The following is an 11,348-nucleotide window of genomic DNA, read 5'->3' as shown; positions in this document are numbered from 1 at the left end:
ATTTACTCACTTTTCAGACTTCATAAAGAGTCGCTAAACGCTTGCTTTTACGTCTTCTCCTGCGATGATAGAAAGCAGAAAGCGATGAACTTTACAGGCAATCCATAATGAAAAACGTGTTTAAGGCACTCACTGTATTACTTACTCTCTTCAGCCTGACGGGCTGCGGTCTGAAAGGTCCGCTCTATTTCCCGCCTGCAGATAAAAACGCACCGCCACCGACCAAACCGGTAGAGACGCAAACGCAATCCACGGTGCCGGATAAAAACGACCGCGCCACTGGCGATGGCCCATCCCAGGTGAATTACTAAAGGTCAGTTTCTGTACCCGCGTGATTGGAGTAAATGATGCAGTTCTCGAAAATGCATGGCCTTGGCAACGATTTTATGGTCGTCGACGCGGTAACGCAGAATGTCTTTTTTTCACCGGAACTGATTCGTCGCCTGGCGGATCGGCACCTGGGGGTAGGGTTTGACCAACTGCTGGTGGTTGAGCCACCGTATGATCCGGAACTGGATTTCCACTATCGCATTTTCAATGCTGATGGCAGTGAAGTGGCGCAGTGTGGCAACGGCGCACGCTGCTTTGCCCGTTTTGTGCGCCTGAAAGGGCTGACCAATAAGCGCGATATCCGCGTCAGCACCGCCAACGGGCGGATGGTTCTGACCGTCACCGATGATGATCTGGTGCGCGTCAATATGGGCGAGCCCAACTTCGAACCTTCTGCCGTGCCATTTCGCGCTAACAAAGCGGAAAAGACCTATATTATGCGCGCCGCCGAGCAGACAATCTTATGCGGCGTGGTGTCGATGGGAAATCCGCACTGCGTGATTCAGGTTGATGATGTTGATACTGCGGCGGTAGAAACGCTTGGTCCTGTTCTGGAAAGCCACGAACGTTTTCCGGAGCGCGCCAATATCGGTTTTATGCAAGTGGTTAAACGCGAACATATTCGTTTACGCGTTTATGAGCGTGGGGCAGGAGAAACCCAGGCCTGCGGCAGCGGCGCGTGTGCGGCGGTGGCGGTAGGGATTCAGCAAGGTTTGCTGGCCGAAGAAGTACGCGTGGAACTCCCCGGCGGTCGTCTTGATATCGCCTGGAAAGGTCCGGGTCACCCGTTATATATGACGGGGCCGGCGGTACATGTCTACGACGGATTTATTCATCTATGAAGCAACCAGGGGAAGAACTACAGGAAACACTCACGGAGCTAGATGACCGGGCGGTTGTCGATTATCTGATTAAAAATCCTGAGTTTTTTATCCGCAATGCGCGCGCAGTAGAAGCGATACGTGTGCCGCATCCGGTACGCGGCACCGTTTCGTTGGTCGAGTGGCACATGGCCCGCGCACGTCATCATATTCATGTTCTGGAAGAGAACATGGCGCTGTTGATGGAACAGGCTATCGCCAACGAAGGCTTGTTCTATCGCTTACTTTACCTGCAGCGTAGTCTCACCGCCGCCAGCAGTCTCGACGATATGCTGATGCGTTTTCACCGCTGGGCGCGCGATCTCGGCCTGGCAGGTGCGAGTCTGCGCCTGTTTCCGGATCGCTGGCGCTTAGGTGCGCCGTCGAACCACACTCATCTCGCATTAAGCCGTCAGTCTTTCGAACCGCTGCGTATTCAGCGTCTGGGGCAGGAACAGCACTATCTTGGGCCGCTTAACGGACCGGAGCTGCTGGTGGTGCTACCGGAAGCGAAAGCGGTGGGATCGGTGGCGATGTCGATGCTGGGAAGCGATGCTGATTTGGGTGTCGTGCTGTTCACCAGCCGCGATGCCAGTCACTATCAACAAGGGCAGGGAACGCAGTTACTTCATGAAATTGCGCTGATGTTGCCGGAGCTTCTGGAGCGTTGGATTGAACGCGTATGACCGATTTACACACCGATGTAGAACGCTACCTACGTTATCTGAGCGTGGAGCGTCAGCTTAGCCCGATAACCCTGCTTAACTACCAGCGCCAACTTGAGGCGATCATCAATTTTGCCAGCGAAAACGGCCTGCAAAGCTGGCAGCAATGTGATGCGGCGATGGTGCGCAATTTCGCTGTACGCAGTCGCCGTAAAGGGCTGGGTGCGGCAAGCCTCGCATTACGCCTCTCTGCGCTACGTAGCTTTTTTGACTGGTTGGTCAGCCAGAACGAACTTAAAGCCAACCCGGCGAAAGGTGTTTCGGCACCGAAAGCGCCGCGTCATCTGCCGAAAAATATCGACGTCGATGATATAAATCGGCTGCTGGATATTGATATCAACGATCCCCTCGCCGTGCGCGATCGGGCAATGCTGGAAGTGATGTACGGCGCGGGTCTGCGTCTTTCCGAGCTGGTGGGGCTCGATATCAAACACCTCGACCTGGAGTCCGGTGAAGTGTGGGTGATGGGGAAAGGCAGCAAAGAGCGCCGCCTGCCGATTGGTCGCAACGCTGTGGCGTGGATTGAGCACTGGCTTGATTTGCGCGACCTGTTTGGTAGCGAAGACGACGCGCTTTTTCTGTCGAAACTGGGCAAGCGTATCTCTGCGCGTAATGTGCAGAAACGCTTTGCCGAATGGGGCATAAAACAAGGGCTGAATAATCACGTTCACCCGCATAAATTACGTCACTCGTTCGCTACGCATATGCTGGAGTCGAGCGGTGATCTTCGTGGTGTGCAGGAGCTGCTGGGTCATGCCAATCTCTCTACCACGCAAATCTATACTCATCTTGATTTTCAACACCTTGCCTCGGTGTACGATGCGGCGCATCCACGCGCCAAACGGGGGAAATAATGCGTTTTTACCGGCCTTTGGGGCGCATCTCGGCGCTCACCTTTGACCTGGATGATACCCTTTACGATAACCGTCCGGTGATTTTGCGCACTGAGCAGGAGGCGCTTACCTTTGTGCAAAATTACCATCCGGCGCTGCGCAGCTTCCAGAATGAAGATCTGCAACGTCTGCGTCAGGCGGTACGGGAAGCGGAACCCGAGATTTATCATGATGTGACGCGCTGGCGTTTTCGCTCAATAGAACAAGCGATGCTCGACGCCGGGCTGAGCGCAGAAGAAGCCAGTGCAGGCGCACACGCGGCAATGATCAACTTTGCCAAATGGCGTAGCCGGATCGACGTTCCGCAGCAAACGCACGACACCTTAAAACAGCTGGCGAAGAAATGGCCGCTGGTGGCGATCACCAACGGTAACGCCCAGCCGGAGCTGTTTGGTTTGGGGCATTATTTTGAGTTTGTGCTGCGCGCTGGTCCGCACGGGCGCTCGAAACCGTTCAGCGATATGTACTTCCTGGCGGCGGAAAAACTCAACGTGCCGATCGGTGAAATCTTACATGTCGGGGACGATCTCACCACTGACGTGGGTGGGGCAATTCGCAGCGGAATGCAGGCCTGTTGGATCAGACCGGAAAATGGCGATCTGATGCAAACCTGGGACAGCCGTTTACTCCCGCATCTGGAAATTTCCCGGTTGGCATCTCTGACCTCGCTGATATAATCAGCAAATCTGTATATATACCCAGCTTTTTGGCGGAGGGCGTTGCGCTTCTCCGCCCAACCTATTTTTACGCGGCGGTGCCAATGGACGTTTCTTACCTGCTCGACAGCCTTAATGACAAACAGCGCGAAGCGGTGGCCGCGCCACGCAGCAACCTTCTGGTGCTGGCGGGCGCGGGCAGTGGTAAGACGCGCGTACTGGTGCATCGTATCGCCTGGCTGATGAGCGTGGAAAACTGCTCGCCGTACTCGATTATGGCGGTGACATTTACCAACAAAGCGGCGGCGGAAATGCGCCATCGTATCGGGCAACTGATGGGCACCAGCCAGGGCGGTATGTGGGTCGGCACTTTCCACGGGCTGGCACACCGTCTGCTGCGTGCGCACCATATGGACGCCAACCTGCCGCAGGATTTCCAGATCCTCGACAGCGAAGACCAGCTGCGCCTGCTTAAGCGTCTGATCAAAGCCATGAACCTCGACGAGAAGCAGTGGCCGCCGCGCCAGGCAATGTGGTACATCAACAGCCAGAAAGATGAAGGCCTTCGTCCGCATCATATTCAAAGCTACGGTAATCCGGTGGAGCAGACCTGGCAGAAGGTGTACCAGGCGTATCAGGAAGCGTGCGACCGCGCGGGCCTGGTAGACTTCGCTGAACTACTGCTACGCGCCCACGAACTGTGGCTTAACAAGCCGCATATCCTGCAACACTACCGCGAACGTTTTACCAATATCCTGGTAGACGAATTCCAGGATACCAACAACATTCAGTATGCGTGGATCCGCCTGCTGGCGGGCGATACTGGCAAAGTGATGATCGTTGGCGATGACGACCAGTCAATCTACGGCTGGCGCGGGGCGCAGGTGGAGAATATTCAGCGTTTCCTCAATGATTTCCCCGGTGCCGAAACTATCCGTCTGGAGCAAAACTACCGCTCTACCAGCAATATCCTGAGCGCGGCGAACGCCCTGATTGAAAACAACAACGGGCGTTTGGGTAAAAAGTTGTGGACCGATGGCGCGGACGGTGAGCCGATTTCCCTCTATTGCGCTTTTAACGAACTCGACGAAGCGCGTTTTGTTGTTAACCGCATCAAGACCTGGCAGGACAACGGCGGGGCGCTCGCCGAGTGCGCCATTCTCTACCGCAGCAACGCCCAGTCGCGCGTGCTGGAAGAAGCACTGTTGCAGGCGAGTATGCCGTACCGTATTTACGGCGGGATGCGCTTCTTCGAACGCCAGGAAATCAAAGATGCGCTCTCGTATTTACGCCTGATTGCCAACCGTAACGACGACGCGGCCTTTGAGCGTGTGGTCAATACGCCAACGCGGGGTATTGGTGACCGGACGCTGGACGTGGTACGTCAGACATCGCGCGATCGCCAGTTAACACTGTGGCAGGCGTGCCGTGAGCTGTTGCAGGAAAAAGCGCTCGCCGGGCGTGCTGCCAGCGCCTTGCAGCGGTTTATGGAACTGATCGACGCCTTAGCGCAAGAAACTGCCGATATGCCGCTACATGTACAGACTGACCGGGTCATTAAAGACTCCGGCCTGCGCACCATGTACGAGCAGGAGAAGGGCGAAAAAGGTCAGACGCGTATTGAAAACTTAGAGGAACTGGTGACGGCAACGCGCCAGTTCAGCTACAACGAAGAAGACGAAGATTTAATGCCGCTGCAGGCATTCCTCTCCCATGCGGCACTGGAAGCAGGTGAAGGGCAGGCGGATACCTGGCAGGATGCGGTACAGCTGATGACGCTACACTCGGCGAAAGGTCTGGAATTCCCGCAGGTGTTTATTGTCGGTATGGAAGAGGGGATGTTCCCAAGCCAGATGTCGCTGGATGAAGGCGGGCGTCTGGAAGAAGAACGCCGTCTGGCCTACGTTGGCGTAACCCGCGCGATGCAGAAACTGACGCTGACCTACGCGGAAACCCGGCGTCTGTATGGCAAAGAGGTTTACCATCGCCCGTCGCGTTTTATTGGCGAGTTGCCGGAAGAGTGTGTGGAAGAGGTGCGTTTACGCGCTACGGTAAGCCGCCCGGTCAGCCATCAGCGTATGGGTACGCCGATGGTTGAGAACGACAGCGGTTACAAACTCGGCCAGCGCGTACGACACGCCAAGTTTGGTGAAGGGACTATCGTCAATATGGAAGGCAGCGGCGAACATAGTCGTTTGCAGGTGGCATTTCAGGGCCAGGGTATTAAATGGCTGGTGGCGGCTTACGCCCGGCTGGAGACGGTATAACGTTGCCGGATGCGGTGCTGCGCACCTTATCCGGCCTACAAAATCATGTAGATTCAATAAATTGCAATGTCATGTAGGCCGGGTAAGGCGTTTACGCCGCATCCGGCATCTGCACCATATTCAGTGACACAAAACGGTTGTTTTAACTTTTCTGCTCGACGGAAATCATGGTAACAAAAGGATAGCGTTGCCACGGGATTGCCCCGCCTTTCACATACATATGTGAAATCGTGCCATCAAGATAAAGCAGTTGCTCAACGTTCAGTTTCGTTTTGGCATAACAGGCAAAATCATAAAAATTTGTCACCTGCTGGCTCAACAAAAACACGGCGTTCCCTTGTTTATTAATCCCAACACCGTTACGAATTTTGCGTGAGGCGACGTTGGGATGAATACGCGGATTAATGACGCCGTTTTCCATCAACATTGGCCCTGACTGCACCGCGAACTGAATCTCTTTACTGGTTTTAAAGGCATCCAGACGAACGATGCCGACTTTATCTCCCGCGACATAAAACACACCGCCAGGACGGATAAAGAAATTCCCTTCACCTGAAGCGAGATTTAACGCCACCTTCTGCTGACCGTTTTCGATGTACAAACCGAGCGGCGCATAGCTTTCATCATATATGCTGCCGTTCATCGCCATTTGCACCTGACCCTGACTATTAATATCCGTCAGCAGCGCATGTAACGTTTCCCACGCTTCGCCATTGGCTTTTTGCCAGTACATTTTCACCTGCTCTGTTTGAGGATTAACGGTATACGCCTGTATGGTCAGTGTCGGATCTGATAGTGCGCAATCATCAGCGGCAACAGCAAACAAGGGAAGTAAGGTGAGGGCGAGAAAAATCCGTTTGAGATTCAAGGTGATCATTCCTTTACCAATGAGTAGCCGATGCGCCATTATAGGTCCTGGATGTGGGATTTTTTTATCCTGTTAGCGACCTTGACGAGTACCAAAAAGCGCGAAGTTCAACTATTGTTCTGTGGTGTTCTGTTGCGTGTTGACGGCAAAATTTTGCTGGCGTAACATGCGCGCACGATCACTCTAAGAGGACATTCGCCTTGGACACACCCAGTAGATACTGGCTCATTATCCTGTCATCCAGGATCAACTCCTAAGGCTATCCCTTTTTGCTGATAGCCTTAGCGGTTGTCAGCGACCTCAATTTTTCCCGTCGCGCTGAGTCAGGCTGTTTAATGGTCTGAAACCCAATTTGTTTCTGTGTGCCCACCGAACTGTCCGATATTTTAAGCATTGGGAGTCCCGGTCATGCTGAGCGCATTTCAACTGGAAAATAACCGACTGACCCGGCTGGAAGTCGAAGAGTCACAACCCCTTGTAAATGCAGTATGGATTGATCTTGTCGAACCGGACGACGACGAGCGACTGCGCGTACAATCTGAACTTGGCCAGAGCCTGGCAACCCGCCCGGAACTGGAAGACATCGAAGCATCGGCACGTTTCTTTGAAGACGATGACGGCCTGCATATTCACTCCTTCTTCTTCTTTGAAGATGCGGAAGATCACGCCGGTAACTCCACTGTGGCATTTACCATCCGTGATGGTCGTCTGTTTACTCTGCGTGAGCGTGAACTGCCCGCTTTTCGTCTGTATCGTATGCGTGCCCGTAGCCAGTCAATGGTGGACGGTAACGCCTACGAGCTGCTGCTGGATCTGTTCGAAACCAAAATCGAACAGTTGGCAGATGAAATTGAAAATATCTACAGCGACCTGGAGCAGTTGAGCCGGGTAATTATGGAAGGGCATCAGGGCGATGAGTACGACGAGGCGCTCTCCACGCTGGCGGAACTGGAAGATATCGGCTGGAAAGTTCGCCTGTGTCTGATGGATACCCAGCGCGCGCTCAACTTCCTGGTACGTAAAGCACGCTTACCGGGTGGGCAACTGGAGCAGGCGCGTGAAATCCTGCGAGATATCGAATCCCTGCTGCCGCATAACGAATCCCTGTTCCAGAAGGTGAACTTCCTGATGCAGGCGGCGATGGGCTTTATCAATATCGAGCAGAACCGCATCATCAAAATCTTCTCGGTGGTATCCGTGGTGTTCCTGCCACCGACGCTGGTCGCTTCCAGCTACGGGATGAACTTTGAGTTTATGCCGGAACTGAAGTGGAGCTTCGGCTACCCAGGCGCGATTATCTTTATGATCCTCGCGGGCCTGGCACCGTATTTGTACTTTAAGCGGAAGAACTGGTTGTAAAAAACGAGAGCGGTGGCTTAGCCTGGCTAAGCCACCTGTTATTCAAAGGCTCCAGGTATTTAACCCTTTTACCTCTTTCTCATAAAACCATTTGTTCGTGTTAACAGCAACATAGGCTGCTACGGCAATTCCCAGAATGTTAACGCCAATTAGTGCACCAACAAATAGAGATAGAATGCCAAGTAATAGAACTATAATTGCTTTTTTCCATAATCCCAGAACAAATAAATAGATCTAGGAACAGAAGAAAGCAATGAAATTCATTTGAATAGTTAATCGTTGTCTTACTTTTAATGTTTTAAATGCTGCTTTATATTCTGGTGTTGCCCCCCAGAATCCAGGAAAGCCATGTTGATCATAAAAGTTAAATCGGTATTTCCATTTTTCACTTAATGAACCATCGTTCATATATTCCTTACTCATAAATACTCCATAACTATTGTTTTGATGAATCAGTAGGTGCAAGCATTAGCATACTGAAAGTGGAAAAATAACAAATCAAAAAAATCATCGAACCATTGCCTGAACAATCAAAATGTTCGGCTATCATTGTGATGATAGAGATGATATATACTGCTAATGTACCAAAAACATAAGTTTTTATATATATGAAACCACTATCACGGAGTCGTTGGCAATTCATGTTGATGACGAGATAATGGAGTGCGATGGTAGAGACAATAACAAGAAAACCTGCGTCCCCATCGTTAAAAAAGATAATAAGAAAGGCAAAAATGAAATTTATTAAAATAAATGAAAATATATAACGACGTCTGGAAATCTTACCGTTAGATGTTGGGATAAATATACGCAACATAAATTTTACATCCTTGTGTGAGTCTCCTGTCAGCATGGCAATATGCCCACTCTCATGCAAGAGTCGGCATATTTTTTCAGAATATATTTATTTTTTATTTGGACGTTCTACGCTGCGTATAAATCGCATCCATCACAAAAATTGCCAGCGCCACCCAAATAAAGGCGAAGGTCACCATCTTATCGGCACCCGGTTTTTCACCATAAAACGTCACAGCCAGCAGGAACATCAGCGTCGGGCCAATGTACTGAAAAAAGCCTAACGTTGAGAGACGCAGGCGTGTCGCAGCCGCAGTAAAACACAACAGTGGAACGGTGGTGACAATACCGGCGGCGATCAGCAGTAAATTCAGCGACATCGGGTTTTGCCCCATATGGCTGGTTGAGCTGTCGGCAATAGCAAACAGGTAAATCGCCGCCACGGGCAGCAGCCACATGGTTTCGATTAACATTCCGGTTTGCGCTTCAACGGCAATTTTCTTGCGTACCAGGCCGTAGAAGGCAAAACTAAACGCCAGCCCCAGCGCGATGATTGGCAGTGAACCAAAAGTCCAGAGCTGGACCAACACACCACATATCGCCAGAATCACCGCCAGCCATTGCATCCGGCGGAATCGCTCGCCGAGGAAAATCATTCCCAGCACTATATTCACCAGTGGGTTAATAAAATAACCGAGGCTCGCTTCCAGCATATGGTGATTGTTCACCGCCCAGATAAACAGTAGCCAGTTGCCGCCAATCAGTACGGCAGAGACGGCCAGCATAAAAATTTTCTGTGGCGTCTGAATTAGCGTTTTTAAATAAGACCACTGGCGGCAGATGCTCATCAGCACCACCATAAAGAAAAACGACCAGATCACGCGATGCGTCAGGATCTCATCGGCGGGCACGTAGTAAATCAGCTTGAAGTACGCTGGCGCAATACCCCAAATAAAATAAGCGGCAAGAGCGAGTAATACGCCCTGCCGCGTTTGTTTTGCATCCATCGGGAATACTCATTTTTAATTGGTAACAGCAGTTTACCTGCTTTTACGTTATCAACCTACCATATAGGTGGCGGTGGCACTGGCAATATAAAGCTGATCTTCATTGTGTAATTCAACGCGGGCGACGGCGACTTTATTGCCTGCACGCAACAGACTACTGGTAGCAGTAAAACGCTCGCCCCTGCCTGGGCGCAGATAATCGACGCGAAGATCAATGGTCCCCATCCGCGATAGCCGCTGGCGTAGTTCATCTTCACTGATGGTTTCGTGGCGGGTTAAGGTACTTCCCACGCACACCAGACCTGCGGCGACATCCAGCGCCGACGCAATGACCCCGCCGTGCAAAATGCTTTGCGCCCAGTTACCCACCATCATTGGCTGATTTTTAAAGGCCAGCTGTGCGAACTCTTTTTCGTAACGCTCCAGTTCCATCCCCAATGCGCGGTTAAATGGCATGTGATAAACAAACATCTCACCCACTAATTTCAGGGCTTGTTCAGCGGTCAGTACGGCAGACATATCATCCTTACACTTCATTAGTTAATGAAATGTTGATTTTATGCTTCTTTTTTGTTGGTTTCTACTTTAGGAAGGGATAACTAACGGCAAAGGAGTTAAGTATGTAAAATAGCCCGCAGAAAAATATTCATCTAATCAATAATTCGTTACGGAGAACACGACCGATGCGGACTCTGCAGGGCTGGTTGTTGCCGGTGTTTATGTTGCCAATGGCAGTGTATGCGCAAGAGGCAACGGTAAAAGAGGTGCATGACGCGCCTGCGGTGCGTGGCAGTATTATTGCGAATATGCTGCAGGAGCATGACAATCCTTTCACGCTCTATCCTTATGACACCAACTACCTCATCTACACCCAAACCAGCGATCTGAACAAAGAAGCGATCGCCAGTTATGACTGGGCGGAAAACGCGCGTAAGGATGAAGTGAAATTCCAGTTGAGCCTGGCATTTCCGCTGTGGCGCGGAATATTGGGGCCAAATTCGGTGTTGGGAGCTTCTTACACGCAAAAATCCTGGTGGCAACTGTCCAATAGCGAAGAGTCTTCACCGTTTCGTGAAACCAACTACGAACCGCAATTGTTCCTTGGTTTTGCCACAGATTACCGCTTTGCTGGCTGGACGCTGCGCGATGTGGAGATGGGTTATAACCACGACTCTAACGGGCGTTCAGACCCGACTTCCCGCAGCTGGAACCGCCTTTATACCCGTCTGATGGCAGAAAACGGTAACTGGCTGGTAGAGGTGAAGCCGTGGTATGTGGTGGGGAATACTGACGATAACCCAGATATCACCAAATATATGGGTTACTACCAGCTTAAAATCGGCTATCACCTGGGTGATGCGGTGCTGAGTGCGAAAGGACAGTACAACTGGAACACCGGTTACGGTGGTGCGGAGTTAGGCTTAAGTTACCCGATCACCAGGCATGTGCGCCTTTATACCCAGTTTTACAGCGGTTATGGCGAATCGCTCATCGACTATAACTTTAACCAGACCCGTGTGGGTGTGGGGGTTATGCTGAACGACTTGTTCTAATGTGAGTTGATTGAAAGGCAAAACTGGAATCCAGC

Annotated in this window: 13 protein-coding genes and 1 pseudogene; 9 read left to right on the top strand and 5 right to left on the bottom strand. The window is 51.5% G+C overall.

Annotation, left to right across the window (positions count from 1 at the left end; translation table 11 throughout):
• The first annotated feature begins 107 nt into the window (after positions 1–107).
• The 6 genes from lptM (at position 108) to uvrD (ending at position 5,731) form a co-directional block, all read left to right on the top strand.
• Positions 108–311, top strand: coding sequence for an LPS translocon maturation chaperone LptM (lptM, locus tag ATB02_RS17240; protein WP_000799889.1), 204 nt, complete (start codon positions 108–110; stop codon positions 309–311).
• 36 nt (positions 312–347) lie between these two features.
• Positions 348–1,172 carry a diaminopimelate epimerase gene (gene dapF / locus ATB02_RS17235; RefSeq protein WP_001160654.1) on the top strand — a complete coding sequence of 275 codons (825 nt, stop codon included), beginning with the start codon at positions 348–350 and terminating at the stop codon, positions 1,170–1,172.
• On the top strand, positions 1,169–1,876 hold the full coding sequence (locus ATB02_RS17230; protein ID WP_000812785.1) for a DUF484 domain-containing protein: 708 nt from the start codon (positions 1,169–1,171) through the stop codon (positions 1,874–1,876). Before dapF ends, ATB02_RS17230 begins: the two co-directional genes overlap by 4 nt.
• Positions 1,873–2,769, top strand: coding sequence for a tyrosine recombinase XerC (gene xerC / locus ATB02_RS17225; RefSeq protein ID WP_000130685.1), 897 nt, complete (start codon positions 1,873–1,875; stop codon positions 2,767–2,769). The genes ATB02_RS17230 and xerC overlap by 4 nt, the downstream gene beginning before the upstream one ends.
• Positions 2,769–3,485, top strand: a complete 717-nt coding sequence (gene yigB / locus ATB02_RS17220) for a 5-amino-6-(5-phospho-D-ribitylamino)uracil phosphatase YigB (RefSeq protein WP_001213569.1) — start codon at positions 2,769–2,771, stop codon at positions 3,483–3,485. The genes xerC and yigB overlap by 1 nt, the downstream gene beginning before the upstream one ends.
• Before the next feature lie 83 nt (positions 3,486–3,568).
• Positions 3,569–5,731 (top strand): DNA helicase II, encoded by a 2,163-nt coding sequence (gene uvrD / locus ATB02_RS17215; protein WP_000383407.1) that lies wholly within the window; start codon positions 3,569–3,571, stop codon positions 5,729–5,731.
• Positions 5,732–5,873: 142 nt separating this feature from the next.
• Here uvrD and ATB02_RS17210 read toward each other — a convergent pair whose 3' ends face one another.
• Entirely contained in the window at positions 5,874–6,638 is a 765-nt protein-coding gene (locus ATB02_RS17210; protein ID WP_105271956.1) for a phosphodiester glycosidase family protein, read from the bottom strand.
• A 161-nt stretch (positions 6,639–6,799) separates the two neighbouring features.
• Between ATB02_RS17210 and ysgD the strand changes: the two genes are divergently transcribed.
• Both ysgD and corA read left to right on the top strand, forming a co-directional pair.
• Entirely contained in the window at positions 6,800–6,856 is a 57-nt protein-coding gene (gene ysgD / locus ATB02_RS26720) for a YsgD/CorL family protein (RefSeq protein WP_212723238.1), read from the top strand.
• 151 nt (positions 6,857–7,007) lie between these two features.
• Positions 7,008–7,958 (top strand): magnesium/cobalt transporter CorA, encoded by a 951-nt coding sequence (gene corA, locus ATB02_RS17205; RefSeq protein WP_000947159.1) that lies wholly within the window; start codon positions 7,008–7,010, stop codon positions 7,956–7,958.
• 42 nt (positions 7,959–8,000) lie between these two features.
• Here the strand turns inward: corA and ATB02_RS26530 are convergent.
• The 4 genes and pseudogenes from ATB02_RS26530 to yigI all read right to left on the bottom strand — a co-directional run bounded on the left by ATB02_RS26530 (position 8,001) and on the right by yigI (position 10,279).
• Positions 8,001–8,381: pseudogene (locus ATB02_RS26530) on the bottom strand (DUF2628 domain-containing protein).
• 13 nt (positions 8,382–8,394) lie between these two features.
• Complete coding sequence (yigG, locus tag ATB02_RS17195; protein ID WP_021521448.1) at positions 8,395–8,775, bottom strand: protein YigG; 381 nt, start codon at positions 8,773–8,775, stop codon at positions 8,395–8,397.
• A gap of 94 nt (positions 8,776–8,869) precedes the next feature.
• Positions 8,870–9,760 carry an EamA family transporter RarD gene (gene rarD, locus ATB02_RS17190; protein WP_000339104.1) on the bottom strand — a complete coding sequence of 297 codons (891 nt, stop codon included), beginning with the start codon at positions 9,758–9,760 and terminating at the stop codon, positions 8,870–8,872.
• Between the two features lie 51 nt (positions 9,761–9,811).
• Positions 9,812–10,279, bottom strand: a complete 468-nt coding sequence (yigI, locus tag ATB02_RS17185; protein WP_001353700.1) for an acyl-CoA thioesterase YigI — start codon at positions 10,277–10,279, stop codon at positions 9,812–9,814.
• A gap of 164 nt (positions 10,280–10,443) precedes the next feature.
• On the opposite strand from yigI, the gene pldA reads away from it, so the two are divergent.
• Positions 10,444–11,313, top strand: a complete 870-nt coding sequence (gene pldA / locus ATB02_RS17180; protein ID WP_105271955.1) for a phospholipase A — start codon at positions 10,444–10,446, stop codon at positions 11,311–11,313.
• Positions 11,314–11,348: the final 35 nt, after the last annotated feature.

The sequence above is a fragment of the Escherichia sp. MOD1-EC5189 genome (assembly GCF_002966045.1).
GTDB classification, from domain to species: Bacteria; Pseudomonadota; Gammaproteobacteria; order Enterobacterales; family Enterobacteriaceae; genus Escherichia; species Escherichia coli_F.
This window is presented reverse-complemented; position numbering and strand designations above follow the sequence as displayed.